This is a genomic window from Stenotrophomonas sp. YJH_SMC_127 (assembly GCF_059372445.1).
The window spans coordinates 23,498-39,463 of the sequence record NZ_JCAFVO010000007.1 but is presented as its reverse complement, the minus strand read 5'-3'; the positions used below and the strand labels follow the sequence as shown (position 1 = coordinate 39,463).

The window sequence follows — 15,966 nt, the reverse complement described above, 5'->3', positions numbered from 1 at the left end:
GCATGAATATCGAAGTCCTCATGATCCTGGCAGTGGTCCTGCTGCTGGCGACCCTGGTCGCGCTGGTGCTGCTGTGGCGTCGCAGTGCTGGCGGTGCACCCTCCGACGAACTGCAGCGGCTGCTGGACAGCGAACGCGAACAGCATCGCCTCGCCCTGGTCGATGCCGGCCAGCTGCGCGGCCGCCTCGATGCGCTGAGCGCTGAACTGGAGAACGAACGGAGCCGCAGCCAGCAGCACGCACAGGCCGTCACTACGCTGACCGCCCGGGTGGAGCGCGAAGCAGCGCTGTCGGCCAGTCGCGAAGCACAGCTGGCCGAACGTGAAGCGGCCCTGGCGCAGGCGCGCGCTGCCGTTGCGGAGACCAGCAGCGAGCTGCAGCAGGTGCAGCAGCGCTACCAGCAGTTGCACGGTGAACATGCCCGCGCGGTGGCCAATCTGCAGCACTCCGAACGGGCCAGTGCCGAACTGCGCAGCTATCTTGATACCGCCAAGGAAAAGCTGTCGGGCGCCTTCGCCGAACTGGCGGGCAAGGTGTTCGACGAACGCGGACAGCAGTTCGAGAAGAACGTGCGGCAGGCGACAGTGCAGTCACGCGCGGACATCGAGGGGCTGCTCAAGCCGTTCGCCGACAAGCTGGGCGATTTCCGCACCCGCGTCGATACGCTGTATGGCGAGGAAGCGCGGCAACGCGCCAGCCTGCTGGGTGCGGTGGGCGAACTGAAGACGCTCAACCAGGACATGGCGGCGCAGGCATCGGCGCTGACGAATGCGCTGAAGGGCAATGCCAAGGTCCGCGGCGACTGGGGCGAGCTGATGCTCGACAACGTACTGCGCGGATCGGGGCTGGAAGAGGGCGTGCACTACCAGCGGCAGAAGCATGCCGTGGATGACGAAGGTGCGCGCCTGCGACCGGACGTGGTGGTGCAGTTCCCCGACGAACGCAGCGTGGTGATCGACAGCAAGGTGAACCTGATCGCCTGGCAGGAAGCCATGAATGCCACTACCCCGGAGCAGTCGGAAGACGCGTTGCGCAGGCACGCGGTTGCGCTGCGCCAGCACGTTAAGGACCTGGGCGAGAAGAATTATCCGAAGGCGTTGGGCAGCGAGACGCTGGACATCACCATCGCCTTCGTTCCCATCGAGGGTGCCTTGTCAGCCGCACTGGGCGCCGATGGCAGCCTGCAGGCGTTCGCCTTCGACAACCGCGTGGTGTTCGCCTCGCCCAACACCCTGATGGCGCTGCTGCGCGTGGCCGAGCGCCTGTGGACGCGCGACAAGGTGCAGAAGCAGGCGCTGAAGATCAGCGAGGCCGGCGGTCTGGTGCTGGACGCCCTGACCGGGTTCCTGCAGGACTTCACCGCCATGGGCAAGAAGCTGGACGATGCCGGCAAGGCCTACGCCGATGCGCGCAATCGCCTGATCGATTCGCCGCAGTCGGCCATCAGCCGCGCCCGTCGGCTTGCCGAACTGGGCAGCAAGGCCAAGCGCGCGCTGCCCCCGGAGCTGACCCCGGACCCGATGCAGCAGCTGGGCGCGCCGGAGGACGACGAGGACGGCAATGCGGGTTGACACGTCCCGTGCACCTGCGCCTGGCTATGCTGGGCACCCTGAGTCCGTGGCGGGTATCGACATGTGCTTGCGCTCCTGTGCCGTTCTTGTCCTGGCTGCGTTGCTGGCTGCGTGCAGCAGCACGCCCCCGGTCGCCGACACGACTACGGCCGCTCCTGCGCCGGAAGCCAGCGAGGCCTACCGCGAAGCACGTGACGTCGACTGCCAGGCCGCTGGCGGCACGCTGCAGCGGCTCGGCCGCCTGCAGCGCGAGCAGTGCGTGATTCCCTATGCCGACGCCGGCAAGGCCTGCAGCCGCAAGAGCGACTGCACGGGCCAGTGCCTGGCCGGAGCCGAGGTGGCCGCCGGCAGTGCCGCCACCGGTACCTGCCAGCGTGATGTGCGCCAGAACTTCGGGTGCCGCCAGCGCATCGATGAGGGCAAGGCGCAGGGCACGATCTGCGTGGATTGAATCCTGCCTGTAGAGCCGAGCCCACGCTCGGCTGCCATGCCATCAGCCGAGCATGGGCTCGGCTCTACAACAGCGCGCGCGGCGCTATGCTGGTGGGCCATTCCCCGCCGTAGCCGGAGCCCCCGCGTGAGCACCCCGATCCAGGACATTCCCCTCACCACCATCGACGGCCAGCCGTCCTCGCTTGCCGACTACCAGGGCAAGGTGCTGCTGCTGGTCAACGTCGCCTCCAAGTGCGGCCTGACCCCGCAGTACGAAGGCCTGCAGGCGCTGTATGCGGAAAAGCACGCGCAGGGCCTGGAAGTGCTGGGCTTCCCCGCCAACAACTTCCTTGGCCAGGAGCCGGGCAGCGAGGCCGAGATCCAGCAGTTCTGCCAGCTCACCTACGATGTCAGTTTCCCGATGTTCTCCAAGATCAGCGTGGCTGGCGAGGACACCCACCCGCTGTACCAGCAGCTGACCGCCGCGCAGCCGCAGTCGATCGGCGAAGGCCCGCTGCGTGAGCGCCTGGCCAGCAAGGAGATCCCGATCCATCCGGCACCGGCGGTGCTGTGGAACTTCGAGAAGTTCCTGGTCGGCCGTGATGGCAAGGTCGTCGCACGCTTTGCCCCGGACGTGGCCGCCGATGACGCGCGCCTGCGCGAGGCCATCGAGGCCGCGCTGGCGGCCTGAGCACGGCGTGCCAACCAGGGTTGGCACCCACCGGAAAAGAAAAACCCCGCCGAGGCGGGGTTTTTCATGCACCGTCGCGCGGCCTCAGTGGGTCCACTGCGGCATCGGCATCGCATCGACGGGGATCGGCGAATTGGCATCGTCATGGCCGCGGTCGCGCTTGCTGCGCAGATCGTTCTCGATCTGGTAGTTGCGGCGCTGCATCCAGGCATCGCGGACCAGGGCGTATTCGTCCACTGCGGTGTCGCGCAGATCGTCGATCGCCAGCAGCTGTGCGCGGGTGTCGACCAGCTGCAGGCCCTGCAGGCCGATGCGGATCTTGTCTTCCTCGACGCGCCGGATCGGCGACAACGGGATGTCACCGGCCAGGCCGAACACGTCGCGTACGGTACGCGGGCCGAAGAACGGCAGTTCCACGTAGCGCGAACGACGCCAGCCCCAGGCACCCAGGGTCTGGCCGAAGTCTTCATTGCGACGCGGCACCATCGCCTTGCTGGCTGGATCGAACAGGCCACCGATGCCCAGCGTGCTGTTCATCAGGAAGCGGCCGAGGCTGTCCCACGCATCGGCACCACGGCCCTGCAGCAACTGGTTGGTGATGGTCACCGGCGCACGCAGGTTGCTGAAGAAGTTGCTGACGCCGGTGCGCGCGAAGCGCGGCACCACATGGGTATAGGCGGTGGCCAGCGGGCGCGCCACGCCGCGGTCGACCGCATTGTTGAAGGTGTGCACCTTGCGGTTGAACGGTTCCCACGGATCGTAGGCCGCCGCGTTGCCGGTGTTGCCGGTACCACCATAGAGGGCGTCGAAATCATCGTCGCCGGCGGCGGCGGTGGACGCTGCGGCCTTCGGTGGCCTGGCCTCTGCGCCCTGCGGCGCAGCCGTCGGCGCTGAAGCGGTGGGCTCGGCAGGGTTGGCCACGGAGGCGACCGGAGCAGCGTCGACCCCGCCGGTATCGGCCGTTGCGGCCGGAGCAGCAGGGCCGGGCGCAACCACGGTGCTGGCGACCGGTGCATCGCTGCGCGCGGGCTTGCCGGCACAGGCGGTCAGGGCGGTGGCCAGGAGGATCAGGGGGAAAGTGCGTACGACGTTCATGTCAGCTCGCAGCAGAAGTAGCGTTGAAATCCAGGTCGGGCGACAGCCGGTAGGCTGCGCTCAGCTCGTTGAAGCCGGCGGGCGCGCCAGAGATGGCCAGCGCATGGCCCGCCTTGCGCGCACGTGCCGCCAGCTCGGCCAGCAGCGCCAGGCCGGCGCTGTCCACGCGCTCGACCTCACCCAGCTCCAGCCGCGCCAGCTTGGCCGGCAGGGCCTGCAGCTGCGGCCACAGTGCGATCACCGCGGCACGGTCAAGCACCCCGCGCAGGCGCAGGGTGTCGCCTTCCAGCAGCGCAAGTGCGTTACTTGCCATTGCCCGCGGGCCCGGCCTGCATGCTGCCGCTGTGCAGCTCGCTGGCCACCTGCTTGATGCCCTTCTGGCGCAGCGGGGTATCGAACTGGTTGCGGAAGGTCTGCACGTAGGAGATGCCTTCGATGTTGACGTCGAAGATCTTCCACTGACCGTTCACGTTGCGCATCCAGTATTCGACCGGGGTCGGTTCATTGCCGGCGCGCACCAGTTCGGTGCTCACGCGCACGCCACGGTTGCCCGGCAGCGGGCTTTCACCCTTCAGGCGGAAGCTCGGCTTGCCCTGGATGTTGAGCAGGGTCGAACCGTAGCGCTGCATCAGGCTGTCGGCCATGGCATCGGCGAACAGCTTGATGTCGGCATCCGAGGCGCCGCGGGCGTGCGGGCCCAGCACCAGGCGCGCGGCATAGTCGCGATCGAAGGTGCGGTTCAGTTCGCTGTCGATGTAGCTGCGCAGGCTGGCCGGGTTGCTGCTGAACTCGCTGCGGCGCTGCTGCAGGGTGGTGAGGATGCGCGTGCTGGCATCGATAACCACCTTGCCGGCCTGGCCCTGCGCCGCGGCAGCGGCGGGGGCGGTGGCCTGGGCCTGGGCCTGGGCGAGGAGCGGAGTAGCCGCCAGCAGCGCCGAGGCGAGCAGGGCCGGGATCAGTTTCATCTTCATGGTTGCGGTTCCGTTGCAGGCGCCTGCGCGCCATCGTTGGGCTTCTGGCCTGCGCCACCACCGGCGCCGCCACTGAACATGTACTTGCCGACCAGCTGGATCAGGTCCACCGCCGGCTGGGTGAAGACGATCTCGTCACCGGCCTTGAGCACGTCCGGGTCACCGCCCGGCTGCAGACCGATATAGCTCTCGCCGAGCAAACCACTGGTGAAGATGCCGGCCGAGGTGTCCGCCGGCAGGTCCTTGACCTTGCTGTCCATGCGCAGGGTCACGATGGATTCGAACTTCACCGGATCCAGGTCGATCGAGGCGACCTGGCCGACGGTGACGCCGCCGATCTTCACCGGCGCCTGCTTGCGCAGCTGGCCGACCTGGGAGAAACGCGCCTTCAGCTCGTAGCCCTGGCTGCCCCAGCTCCAGCGCTGGTTGGTCGAGGCCACGGCCAGCACCATCAGCGAGGCCAGGGCCAGCAGCAGGAAGGCGCCGACGGAGAATTCGAGTCTGGGACCGCGGATGGCCATGTGGATTACCTGATCGAGTCGTGGTGGCCGCGCGCGCCTGCGCACCGCCGGTGGAGGGGTTAGGTGAACAACATTGCCGACAGCACGAAGTTGAACATCAGTACCAGCAGCGAGGCGTTGACCACCGCACGGGTGGTCGCCACCGAGGTGCCCTCGATGGTCGGCTCGGCGTGGAAACCAACGTAGGCGGCGACCAGCGCGGCGGTGCCGCCAAAGATCGCCGACTTCAGCATCGCCACGCCGAAGTCATCCCAGAAATCGACGCTGTTGCGCAGCGCCGACCAGAACACGCCATTGTCCAGGCCCAGCACGTGTACCGCTTCGAAGTAGCTGGCACTGATCGCCAGCGAACAGAAGATGCCGGTCAGCAGGGGCACGGTCAGCACCGCCGCCCAGAAGCGCGGCGCCACGGCCTTGGCCACCGGGTCGATCGCCATCAGCTCCAGTGCCTTGATCTGGTCGGTGGCGCGCATCAGGCCCAGTTCGGCGGCGATCGAGCTGCCGGCGCGGCCGATGAACAGCAGCGCGGTCAGCACCGGTGCCAGTTCGCGGTACAGCGACAGGCCGAGCAGGGTCGACAGCGCGTCGGCCGCACCGAAGGTGGTCAGCGTGCGGTAGCCCTGCAGCGTCAGCACCAGGCCGACGAAGGCGCCACCGACGGCGATGATCGGCAGCGAGCGCGCGCCGATCTTGTAGATCTCGCGGGTCAGTTCGGCCAGGAAATCACGGGTCGGCAGCGAACCACGCAGCACGGTCAGCGAGAACAGGCCGGCGCGGCCGAGCGAGCGGGTGGCTTGGACGAACGGCATCAGGCGACCCTCGCGCGCGGTGCGGCATCGAACGGGATGGGGCCATCAGGCTGGCCGTGCAGGAACTGCCGCAGCAACGGGTCCTGGCTGGACTGCAGCGCCTCGGGCGTGCCCTGGAACACGATGCCGCCATTGGCGATGGCGATCACCTGGTCGCAGATCGGCAGGGTCTCGTGCACGTGGTGGCTGACGATGATGCTGGTCAGGCCCAGGCTGTGGTTGAGGCGCTGGATCAGGCTCATGATCACGCCAGAGGCGATCGGGTCCAGCCCGGTCAGTGGCTCGTCGTAGATCATCAGCGGCGGGTCCAGCGCCAGCGCACGGGCCAGCGCGACGCGGCGCGCCATGCCACCGGACAGCTCGCGCGGCCAGGCATCGGCAGCGGCCAGCAGGCCCACCGCATGCAGCTTCATTTCCACAAGGCGGCGCAGCACGGCGTTCGGCAGGCGGGTATGCGTGCGCAGCGGCAGCGCGACGTTTTCGGCCACAGTGAGGTCGGTCAGCAGGCCGTTGCCCTGCAGCAGTACCCCCACACTCTTGCGCATTTCCAGCAGCGCGCCGCTGTCCTGCGGAATCGGCTTGCCGAACAGGGTGACCTCGCCAGCCACCGGGCGCAGTTCGCCGGTCAGTGCCGCCAGCAGGGTCGACTTGCCGCTGCCGGACGGACCCAGCACGGCCGTGATGCTGCCCTTGGGCACCTGCAGCGACACGTCGCGCAGGATCGTGCGCCCGCTCCGGTCGATGCGGACGTTGGATAACTGCACCAGACTGGAGGTGGAAGCCGACATGGGCACCATTAACGTTTTTTAGACATCGAAGGATCGGGCCCGTCGGCTGAACATAAGCAGACTGGACGGTCCAGTATTGTGGCACGGCAAGATCCCTGCCAGGCCGGGATAATCGGCCGGCAGCCCGGAACAATCCGTACCGGCGATGGGCCGGCCATTGAATACTGCCTGCCGTGCTGCACACTGTGCATGATGAGTGACCCGGGCAGCGATTTCCGCCTCTACCATTCCAACTCCCTGGACGTGCTGGCCGCGCTGCTGGCGCGCAACGTGCGTGCGCCGGTTGCGGGTCAGCCGCTGCTGGCGCCGGAGGTGGTGCTGATTCCGCAGGTGGCGATGCGGCGTTGGCTGCAAGCAACACTCGCTGCCGAATATGGCGTGGCCGCCAATCTTGAGTTCCTGACCCCGGGCGAGTTCGTTGCCCGTGCACTCAACGCCAATGTGCCCGGCGAACGCGACGACCTGGACGCGGCCGGCCTGCACTGGAAGGTGTACCAGGCACTGCGCGACCCGGCGTTGCTGGCGCAGCCACCGATGCGCGCGCTGCAGTCCTATCTTGCCGGTAGCGATGCATTGAAGCCGTGGGCGTTGGCCGGTGAACTGGCGTCGGTGTTCGAGAAGTACCAGGCCTGGCGCCGCGACTGGCTGCTGCGCTGGGAGGCCGGCGCCGACCCGGCCGACCCGCAGGCCATCCTCTGGCGCAGCATCGCCGCTGGCCACGACTCCCGCGCGCGCCGCATCCAGGCTTACCTGGACCGCTTCGAGGGCGCCGGCCAGCCGTTGCCGCAGGGCCTGCCACCACGCATGTCCGCGTTCGCGACGCTCAACATCTCGCCCGATGTGCTGCGGGTGATGGCCACCCAGGCGCGGGTGGGCGAGCTGCACTTCTATATGCCCACGCCGGTGCAGACGTACTGGGGTGACCTGCAGACGCTGGCCGAGCGCCTGCGCAGCGGCGCGCCCGATCCCTTCGGTGAAGCGGCCGGTGAGAACCGCCTGCTGGAAGCCTGGGGCGCGGCCGGCCGCGATTTCATGGCGGTGCTGGGCAGCTACGAGGTGGTGCACCCGGCCGGCGAGATCGCCGCCTATTCCGATCCGGAGGACGACACCCGGCCGACGCTGGCCGAAGGTGGACTGTCCGACAGCCTGCTGCATCGCCTGCAGCGCGATCTGTTCCACCGCCGTGCGCTGCCCTCGGGCGAGCTGCGCGACGGGCTGCGCAGCGACGATCCCAGCCTGCAGGTGCATGCCTGCCATACCCGCCTGCGCGAACTGCAGGTGCTGCACGACCAGCTGCGCAGCCTGCTGCAGGACCCGCGCTTCGACCCGCCGCTGCAGGCGCGGGAGATCGCCGTGCTTGCACCGGACATCGACCCCTATGTGCCGTATCTGGAAGCAGTGTTCGGCGGCCGTGGGGGCGAGGACGAGCACATTCCCTATGCGCTGGCCGACAGCAGTCCGCTCGCCGGCGAGCCACTGGCCGACGTGTTCGTGCACCTGCTGGGCCTGCCGGTCTCGCGTTTCGGCCTGAACGAAGTGCTGGACCTGCTGGCCAGCGCGCCGCTGGCCGAAGCGGCCGGGCTGGAGGCGGTGGACTTTGATCGCCTGCATGGCTGGCTGCAGCAGGCTGGCGCGCGCTGGGGCCTGGATGCGAAGCACCGCAACCAGCACCAGGCCCCGGCCGACGACGCCTACACCTGGCAGTTCGCGCTGGATCGCCTGGTGCTCGGTCATGCCACCGGCAGCGAGGCCGACCTGGCCGGTGTTGCCCCGTGGATCGAGCTGGAGGGCGGCGCATTGGACGCCCTGGACCGGCTGCTGCGCCTGTTGCGCGTGTTGGCGGTCTACCAGCGCCGCCTCGGCGAACTGCTGACGCCGGCGCAGTGGCGGCAACGCCTGCTGTCGCTGCTGGACGCGCTGCTGCCGACTGCGCCCAGTTCGCCCAACAGCCAGCGTGCCCTGGAGCGCCTGCGCAAGCTGCTCAACCAGTTCGCCGATGATGCCGCCAAGGCCGGCTTCACGGACGGGGTGCCGCCGGAGGTCGTGCGCGCGCACTTCGCCGGAGCACTGGGCGAGGCCGATACGCGCGCGCCGCTGCTGACCGGTGGCATCAGCTTTGGCCGCATGGTGCCGATGCGCCTGCTGCCGTTCCGGGTGATCTGCGTGCTCGGTCTCAATGATGGCGATTTCCCGCGCCGTGACCCGGCTGCCGGTCTCAACCAGCTTACTGCCGAGCTGGACACGCCGCGCCGCCGGCCCGGCGACCGCTCCACCCGCGAAGACGACCGCTTCCTGTTCCTGCAGCTGTTCGCCGCCGCGCAGGAGGTGTTCTACCTGAGCTACCTCGGTGCCGATCCGCGCGATGGCAGCGCGCGTGAGCCGTCGGTGCTGGTCAGTGAACTGATCGATGCCGCCGCTGCGTATCACCTCGATCCGCCTGCGGCGGTCCGCGACTTCACCGTGCGCCACGCACTGCAGCCGTTCTCTCCGGCGGCGTTCGGTGACGGTGATCCACGCCGCTTCAGCTATCGCCGCCAATGGCATCCGGCCGCCGGTCGCCTCACCGGCGCGCGCGGAGGCCTGCAGCCGTGGTTCGATGCCGCGTTGCCGCCGCTCGACGATGCGGTGGAAGACGACGTTGCACTCGATACCCTGCGCCGCTTCCTGTGCGATCCGGCCGGGCAGTTCCTGGCGCAGTCGCTGGGCCTGCGCCTGGCCGACGATGTCGAGGAGGTCGATGATCTGGAACCGCTGGTGCTGTCCTCGCGCGGGCCGGAAAAGCGCAGCGTGCAGGCGGCGGTGGTACGCGCCACGCTCAGTGGCGATACCGAGCCGTTGTATCCGCGGCTGCGCGCGCGTGGCCTGCTGCCGTCGGGCCCCCTGGGTGAGCGCCAGTTCGAGGTGGAGCAGTTGAAGACCCGCCCGTATGCCAGTGCATTGCTGGGCTGGATGCGGGGCGAGCCGCTGGAAAGCCGCCGCTATGAAGTGGAGATCGATGGCGTGCGCCTGCATGGCCGTGTGGCCGATCGACACCCCGACGGGCTGGTGCGCCTGCGCGCTGGCACCCTCAATGGCACTGCGGTGATCCGCCAGGGCCTGGATTGGCTGCTGGCCAACGCTGCCGGCGATGCCCTGCCGCTGGTGCAGTTCCATGATGGCGGCGACGCCGGTCCCGGCCCGCATGTACTGCCGGCACTGAGCGCTCCTGCTGCACGCGCGGCATTGCGCGCATTGCTGCAGTTGCGCCAACGCGGACTGCGTGAACCGCTGCGCTTTGCCCCCTACACCGGCTGGGTGCTGTACAACGCGCCGGCCGAAAAGCAGCGCAGCGAAGGCTGGAAGCAGTGGCACGGCAGCGACCGCAGTTGGGGTGAATCCAGCAGCGACGCCTGGCAGCTGCTGCTGCGCGGTGCCGATCCATTTGCCACCGACGCCGGCTATGCCGATCTGCTGCGCAACAGCCAGGTGGTCTTCAGCGCGGTGCGCGAAGGCCGCACCCTTGGCGCCGATGCACGCCAGGAGGGCAGCGCATGAGCACCGCCATCGTCGATGAGGACTCCCAGCGCATGGCGGGCGATCCCTATCTGGCCCTGCCGCTGGATGGCATCCGCCTGATCGAGGCCAGCGCCGGTACCGGCAAGACTTTCACCCTGGCCACGTTGTTCACCCGCCTGGTGGTGGAGCAGGGCCTGCGCATCGGCCAGATCCTGGCGGTGACCTTCACCGATGCCGCCACCCAGGAACTGCGCAAGCGCATCCGCGAGCGCCTGTCGCTGGCCGCGCGCCTGGTCGATCTGGAACCGGCCGAGGGCGAAGCACCGGACACGAGGCTGACCCGCCAGGTGCTGCAGCGCCATCTGCAGGGGGGGACCGAGAGCGCCGCCGCACTGAAGCGCCGCCTGCAGGTGGCCGCCGATGAGATCGACCTGGCGTCGATCTTCACCATCCACGGCTTCTGCACCCGCGTGCTGCGCGAGCATGCGCTGGAGAGCGGCCATACCTTCGATCCGCCGGAACTACTGGCCAGCGACCGTGAGCTGTTGGAGGAACTGGCGGCCGATCTGTGGCGGGTGCATGCCAACGACGCGGCCACGCTGGAGCCGCTGACCTGGCTGTGGTCCAACCCGGACGCGCTGGCCACCGATCTGCGCGCGTTGCTGGCTGCGCCGCCTCTGCACCCGTTGCCGCGGCCGGTGGCGCTGGCCGATCCACAGCCGGCTTTGCAGGCCGCCGCCACCGAACTGCAGCAGGCGCTGCGCGGGCATGGCGAGCAGTTCTTCATCGACCTCTGCGATGCCGTCGACAACAAGTGGATCAACGGGGTGTCCTACAAGCTGGGTTGGCTGCACTCGCTGGGCCGGCAGCTGCTGGCCTGGGCCGAGCGCGGCGACCCGCGCGAGCTGCTGGCCAGCGAGCGCCTGCCGGCACTGCTGCCGGAGGTGCTAACCGACAAGACCAACAAGAAGTTCCCCGACCGCACGCCGTCGTCGCCAGTGCAGGTGCCATTGGCGCGCTATGTCGCGCTGCTGGCCGAACGCGATGCCTGGCTGCGTGGTACTGCGCTGAATTTCCTGCACGCGCTTCGCGCCGAAGCCATGCAGCGCCTGCAGGCGCTGAAGCGCACGCGCCGGGTGCAGACCTATGACGATCTGATCGATGGCGTGGCACTGGCCCTGGAAGGCCCGCAGCGGCTGCCGCTGGTAAGGCAGCTGCGCGCGCAGTACCGCATCGCGCTGGTCGATGAGTTCCAGGACACCGATGATCGCCAGTGGAACATCTTCCACACCGTGTTCGGCGATTCGCCGGAGGTGCGCGAACTCGGCCTGGCACCGGCGCTGTTCCTGATCGGCGATCCCAAGCAGGCGATCTACGGGTTCCGCGGCGGCGACATCCACACCTACCTGAAGGCCAAGCAGGTGGCGCAGCAGGCGCCGGTGCTGGACCAGAACTTCCGCTCGCGACCGTCAGTGCTGCGCGCGTTGCAGGCGCTGTACGACAACGGGGGTGAGGACGCCTTCCTCGAGCGTGACATCCAGTTCGAGCCGGTGCGTCCCGGTGGCGTGCGCACCGATGAGGACTATCTGCACGACGGCCACGCCGCCAAGGCACTCACCCTGCGCGTGCTGCGCAGCGGGGGTGACAAGGCGATGAGTGCCGATGCCTCGCGTGAGGCAGCGACCCAGGCCTGCGTGGCTGCGATCCACCAGGCCCTGGTCGAGGCGCGTGCGGGCAAAGCGGTGTTGCGTGGGCGCCCGGTGCAGCCTGGTGATATCGCGGTGCTGGTGCGCTCGCATCGCGAGGCGACGCTGGTGCAGCGCGCGCTGGCTGCGGTGGGCATACCCGCAGTGGCGGCGGGCAAGCAGAGCCTGTTCGCCACCAGTGAGGCACGTGATCTGCGCGCGCTGCTGCTGGCGCTGCTGCAACCGGCAGACGAAGGCCGCCTGCGTGCAGCGCTGGCCACGGTGTTGCTGGGCCAGCGGGCCAGTGCGATCGCGGCGATGGAGCGCGAGGGCGACCTGCAGCGCGGGTTCCAGGCGCAGCTGCTGCACTGGCGCGAGCGCTGGCAGCGCGGTGGTCCGTTCGCGGTGATCGCCGATGTCTGTGCCGCGCACGGCGAACGCCTGCTGGCGCTGATCGACGGCGAGCGCCGCCTGACCAACTACCTGCAACTGGGCGAACTGCTGCAGGAAGCCTCGGCGCAGGCGCTGGGCATGCATGGCCTGCTGGACTGGCTGCAGGGGCAGATGGCCAGCGCCGACCAGGATGACGAGCAGCAGTTGCTGCGCCTGGAATCGGATGCGCGCCGCGTGCAGATCATCACCCTGCACAAGAGCAAGGGCCTGGAGTATCCGCTGGTGTTCCTGCCCTTCGTCGGCATCGACGGCGGCGCACCGAACACCGCCTCGCACTGCACCGTGCACGTCGATGGCCAGCGCCAGCTGCACTGGAAGCTGGACAGGGACGAGGCCTGGGAAGCGGCCAGCACACAGCGCGAGCGTGAGCAGCGGGCCGAGGATGCGCGCCTGCTGTATGTGGGACTGACCCGCGCCGAGCATGCGCTGTGGATCGCCGTGGGTGATCTGGCCGGGCTTGGCAAGACGCGCCTGGCGCCGCTGCTGGGCGACCTGCAGGCGCTGCGCGCGCACGCCGACGTGCACATCGATGACAGTGAGACAGTGGCCGCGCTGCCGCAGCTGGCGGCCGAAGTGGAAGGGGATCTTCCGGCAGTGCGTGCACTGACCCGGCGCGTGCCGCACGACTGGTGGGTATACAGCTTCACCCAGCTGGCGCATGCCGACGCGGGCGCTGGCAGTGATATTGAAGCCGCCGCCACCGAGCTGCCGGCGCCCGCCGCCGACGAACCCGCGGGCCCGGAACTGCCGCTGGAGCCCGCGCTGCCGGAACCCGCCGCCGTCGAAGACAGCCCGCCGGTCGACCCGCGCTTCATGGGCAGCCGCTTCGGCAACGTGCTGCACGAGGCGATGGAGAACGTCGACTTCGCTGCGTGGGGGGGCTGGCAGCCGGGCCTGGAAGCGCCCGAGGGCCAGGCCGAGGTGCTGCGCAAGGCGCTGCACGATGAAGGCTATGCCGACGTCGACCTGGACGATGGCGTGGCGGTGCTGGTGCCGTTGGTCGGCCACACGCTCACCGTGCCACTGCCCGAGGGCGGTGCGCTGCACAGCCTGGGCGAAGGCGAGCGGCGCGCGGAAATCGACTTCCATTTCGCCATCGAACCGACCACGGTACCGGCGCTGTTGCAGCTGCTGCATGCACATGGGGTTTCCAGTGCGCGTCGCGGCTTCGGCCAGCGCCGCCGCCTGGAAGGGCTGATGACCGGCATGATCGACCTGACCTACGTGCGCGACGGGCGCTGGTACGTGCTCGACTACAAATCCAACCGGCTGCCCGGCTACAGTCCGGACCTGCTGGCCATTGCCATGCGCCACAGCGAGTACGACTTGCAGGCGCTGATCTATACCGTGGCCCTGCATCGCTGGCTGCGCTTCCGTCTGGGCGCGGCCTACGATTACGAGCGCGACATGGGGGGCATCCGCTACCTGTTCTGCCGCGGCCTGGATGCTGCCGGCAACGGCGTGCATGTGGACCGCTTCCCGTTCGTGCTGGTGGATGCACTCGACGCACTGTTCGCAGGTGGCGAACAGGCCCAGGCCGAACTGGCCGCACGTGCCCGTGGGGCCAGCGCATGAGCCTGCTGAAGGAACTGCACCAGAAGGGCCTGCTGCGCACCCTCGATCACGCGTTGGCGACCAGCCTGCAGCGGTTGCGCGACGACACGCCGGACAGTGTGGCGCTGGCGGCCGCGCTCGCCTCGCTGGCGGTGTCGCAGGGCCACGCCGGGTTTGATCCGGCACAGCCGCAGCGGTTGCTGGACGGCGTGCCCGAGTGGCCTGCCGCGCAGGACTGGCTGGCGCAGCTGCGCGCATCGCCCTGGGTAGCGACGCCGGAGCAGGCCGATGCCATCGCCGAGGATGCGCCGCTGGTGCTGGAGAACGGCCTGCTCTACCTGCGCCGCTATCGCGAGTACGAGCGGCAGTTGGCGGCCGGGCTGCAGCGCATCGGCCGGCATCCGCTGCCGGCACCGGACATGGCCGCGCTGGCACCGTTGTTCGCGCAGCTGTTCCCGCAGGCACTGGGCAGCGAGGATCACCAGGCACGCGCCGCCGGCGTGACCCTGCGCCATCCGCTGGCGCTGGTCACCGGCGGTCCCGGCACCGGCAAGACCACCACCATCGCGCGGCTGTTGCTGCTGCTGGCCGCACAGGCCCGGCACGCTGGCCAGCCGCTGCCCGAGGTGGCGCTGGCCGCGCCCACCGGGCGCGCCGCCGAACGCATGGCCGAGAGCCTGCGGCTGGCCGTGCAGCGCCTGCAGGAGCACGGCGTGGACCCGGCGCTGTGCGCGGCACTGCCCAGTTCCGGCACCACCCTGCATCGCCTGCTCGGCGTGATCCCGGATTCGCCGCGCTTCCGCCACCACGCCGACAATCCGCTGCCGGTGGACGTGGTGGTGGTCGACGAAGCCTCGATGATCGATCTGCCGATGATGGCCAAGCTGGTCGATGCGATCGCCAGCGGCACGCGGCTGATCCTGCTCGGCGACCCCGATCAGTTGCCCTCGGTCGAAGCCGGTGATGTGCTCAGCGCGATCCTGCGCGCCAGCGGTGATGGCATCGGCACCCGCGCCGATGATGCGCAGGCACTGCAGGGTCTGTTGGCACCGGCCACGTTGCAGCCCCAGGCCACGCCGCGCGCCTTCGCCGGCCGCCGCGTGCAGCTGCAACGTGGTTACCGGCAAAGCGATGCGCTGGACCTGGCACCACTGGCGCATGCCGTGCGCGAAGGCGACAGCAGCACCGCATTGCAGCTGCTGCGCGGTGGGTCGCTGGCAGGCGTGCATTTCCACGAAGGCGAGGCCGATCCATTGCGCGGCCAGCGCGAGCACCTGCTGGGCCACTGGCGTGCACTGGCCGACGCGGCCGATCCAGCGCTTGCCCTGCAGCAGGCCGGGCGCCTGCGCGTGCTGACCGCGCTGCGCGAAGGCCCGCAGGGTGCGCGCGGGCTCAACAGCCGCATCGAACAGCTGCTGGCCGGCAACACCCCGGGCTACTTCCAGGGCCGCCTGCTGCTGGTCACCGAGAACAGCTACCGGCACCGCCTGTTCAACGGCGATATCGGCATCTGCCTGCGCGATGGCAGTGGCGCGATGGTGGCCTGGTTCCCCGGCGACACCGTCGAGCAGCCGCGCGCCTTCCACCCGGCCGCACTGCCCGCGCACGAAAGCGCCTTTGCGATGACCGTGCACAAGGCACAGGGCTCGGAGTTCGATGAAGTGTGGTTGCAGCTGCCACGCCAGGACAGCCGTGTGCTGTCGCGCGAACTGGTCTACACCGGCCTGACCCGCGCCCGCCAAGTGCTGCATGTGGCGGGCAGCGCAGAGGTGCTGCAGGCCGCATTGAAACGCCACGCCAGCCGGTTGGGTGGCCTGGCCTGGCGGCTGGGTGCGGAAGCGGTGGCCGAAGCACCGGCGCGCCTCGAACAGCCCACGGTGCAGGGCCAGTTGTTCTGAATC

General features: G+C 69.1%; 12 protein-coding genes. 6 read left to right on the top strand and 6 right to left on the bottom strand.

Annotated features, from left to right (window positions below; translation table 11 throughout):
• Window positions 1-2 precede the first annotated feature (2 nt).
• The 3 genes from AC5QAB_RS15790 (at window position 3) to AC5QAB_RS15780 (ending at window position 2,694) form a co-directional block, all read left to right on the top strand.
• Window positions 3-1,571, top strand: coding sequence for a DNA recombination protein RmuC (locus AC5QAB_RS15790; RefSeq protein WP_069118218.1), 1,569 nt, complete (start codon window positions 3-5; stop codon window positions 1,569-1,571).
• Window positions 1,572-1,632: 61 nt separating this feature from the next.
• Complete coding sequence (locus tag AC5QAB_RS15785; protein ID WP_445392042.1) at window positions 1,633-2,022, top strand: hypothetical protein; 390 nt, start codon at window positions 1,633-1,635, stop codon at window positions 2,020-2,022.
• Window positions 2,023-2,148: 126 nt separating this feature from the next.
• Window positions 2,149-2,694, top strand: coding sequence for a glutathione peroxidase (locus AC5QAB_RS15780; protein ID WP_014648938.1), 546 nt, complete (start codon window positions 2,149-2,151; stop codon window positions 2,692-2,694).
• A gap of 84 nt (window positions 2,695-2,778) precedes the next feature.
• Here the strand turns inward: AC5QAB_RS15780 and AC5QAB_RS15775 are convergent, their stop codons facing one another.
• From AC5QAB_RS15775 to AC5QAB_RS15750, 6 genes are read right to left on the bottom strand one after another with little or no spacing between them, the layout of a single operon-like run.
• Window positions 2,779-3,789, bottom strand: coding sequence for an MlaA family lipoprotein (locus tag AC5QAB_RS15775; RefSeq protein WP_046433375.1), 1,011 nt, complete (start codon window positions 3,787-3,789; stop codon window positions 2,779-2,781).
• Between the two features lies 1 nt (window position 3,790).
• On the bottom strand, window positions 3,791-4,102 hold the full coding sequence (locus AC5QAB_RS15770) for an STAS domain-containing protein (RefSeq protein WP_014648936.1): 312 nt from the start codon (window positions 4,100-4,102) through the stop codon (window positions 3,791-3,793).
• Window positions 4,092-4,760, bottom strand: coding sequence for an ABC transporter substrate-binding protein (locus AC5QAB_RS15765; RefSeq protein WP_197561764.1), 669 nt, complete (start codon window positions 4,758-4,760; stop codon window positions 4,092-4,094). The genes AC5QAB_RS15770 and AC5QAB_RS15765 overlap by 11 nt, the downstream gene beginning before the upstream one ends.
• Entirely contained in the window at window positions 4,757-5,281 is a 525-nt protein-coding gene (gene mlaD / locus AC5QAB_RS15760) for an outer membrane lipid asymmetry maintenance protein MlaD (protein WP_014039020.1), read from the bottom strand. Before mlaD ends, AC5QAB_RS15765 begins: the two co-directional genes overlap by 4 nt.
• A gap of 59 nt (window positions 5,282-5,340) precedes the next feature.
• A complete protein-coding gene (locus AC5QAB_RS15755) occupies window positions 5,341-6,090 on the bottom strand; it encodes an MlaE family lipid ABC transporter permease subunit (protein WP_005414955.1) in 750 nt (249 codons plus the stop codon).
• On the bottom strand, window positions 6,090-6,878 hold the full coding sequence (locus AC5QAB_RS15750) for an ABC transporter ATP-binding protein (protein WP_049408414.1): 789 nt from the start codon (window positions 6,876-6,878) through the stop codon (window positions 6,090-6,092). The genes AC5QAB_RS15755 and AC5QAB_RS15750 overlap by 1 nt, the downstream gene beginning before the upstream one ends.
• Before the next feature lie 189 nt (window positions 6,879-7,067).
• On the opposite strand from AC5QAB_RS15750, the gene recC reads away from it, so the two are divergent.
• Genes recC through recD form a run of 3 tightly spaced genes read left to right on the top strand, consistent with a single transcriptional unit; the run spans window position 7,068 to window position 15,963 of the window.
• A complete protein-coding gene (gene recC / locus AC5QAB_RS15745) occupies window positions 7,068-10,412 on the top strand; it encodes an exodeoxyribonuclease V subunit gamma (RefSeq protein ID WP_197561763.1) in 3,345 nt (1,114 codons plus the stop codon).
• Window positions 10,409-14,086 (top strand): exodeoxyribonuclease V subunit beta, encoded by a 3,678-nt coding sequence (gene recB, locus AC5QAB_RS15740; RefSeq protein ID WP_197561762.1) that lies wholly within the window; start codon window positions 10,409-10,411, stop codon window positions 14,084-14,086. Before recC ends, recB begins: the two co-directional genes overlap by 4 nt.
• A complete protein-coding gene (gene recD / locus AC5QAB_RS15735; protein WP_164110133.1) occupies window positions 14,083-15,963 on the top strand; it encodes an exodeoxyribonuclease V subunit alpha in 1,881 nt (626 codons plus the stop codon). Before recB ends, recD begins: the two co-directional genes overlap by 4 nt.
• Window positions 15,964-15,966 lie beyond the last annotated feature (3 nt).

What these genes read in the sequence shown, in the direction of transcription:
- AC5QAB_RS15750 (WP_049408414.1), bottom strand. Translation starts at nt 6,878, where the DNA reads ATGTCGGCTTCCACCTCCAGTCTGGTGCAGTTATCCAACGTCCGCATC.
- AC5QAB_RS15785 (WP_445392042.1), top strand. Translation starts at nt 1,633, where the DNA reads ATGTGCTTGCGCTCCTGTGCCGTTCTTGTCCTGGCTGCGTTGCTGGCT.
- AC5QAB_RS15790 (WP_069118218.1), top strand. Translation starts at nt 3, where the DNA reads ATGAATATCGAAGTCCTCATGATCCTGGCAGTGGTCCTGCTGCTGGCG.
- AC5QAB_RS15770 (WP_014648936.1), bottom strand. Translation starts at nt 4,102, where the DNA reads ATGGCAAGTAACGCACTTGCGCTGCTGGAAGGCGACACCCTGCGCCTG.
- recB (WP_197561762.1), top strand. Translation starts at nt 10,409, where the DNA reads ATGAGCACCGCCATCGTCGATGAGGACTCCCAGCGCATGGCGGGCGAT.
- recD (WP_164110133.1), top strand. Translation starts at nt 14,083, where the DNA reads ATGAGCCTGCTGAAGGAACTGCACCAGAAGGGCCTGCTGCGCACCCTC.
- mlaD (WP_014039020.1), bottom strand. Translation starts at nt 5,281, where the DNA reads ATGGCCATCCGCGGTCCCAGACTCGAATTCTCCGTCGGCGCCTTCCTG.
- AC5QAB_RS15765 (WP_197561764.1), bottom strand. Translation starts at nt 4,760, where the DNA reads ATGAAGATGAAACTGATCCCGGCCCTGCTCGCCTCGGCGCTGCTGGCG.
- recC (WP_197561763.1), top strand. Translation starts at nt 7,068, where the DNA reads ATGATGAGTGACCCGGGCAGCGATTTCCGCCTCTACCATTCCAACTCC.
- AC5QAB_RS15775 (WP_046433375.1), bottom strand. Translation starts at nt 3,789, where the DNA reads ATGAACGTCGTACGCACTTTCCCCCTGATCCTCCTGGCCACCGCCCTG.
- AC5QAB_RS15755 (WP_005414955.1), bottom strand. Translation starts at nt 6,090, where the DNA reads ATGCCGTTCGTCCAAGCCACCCGCTCGCTCGGCCGCGCCGGCCTGTTC.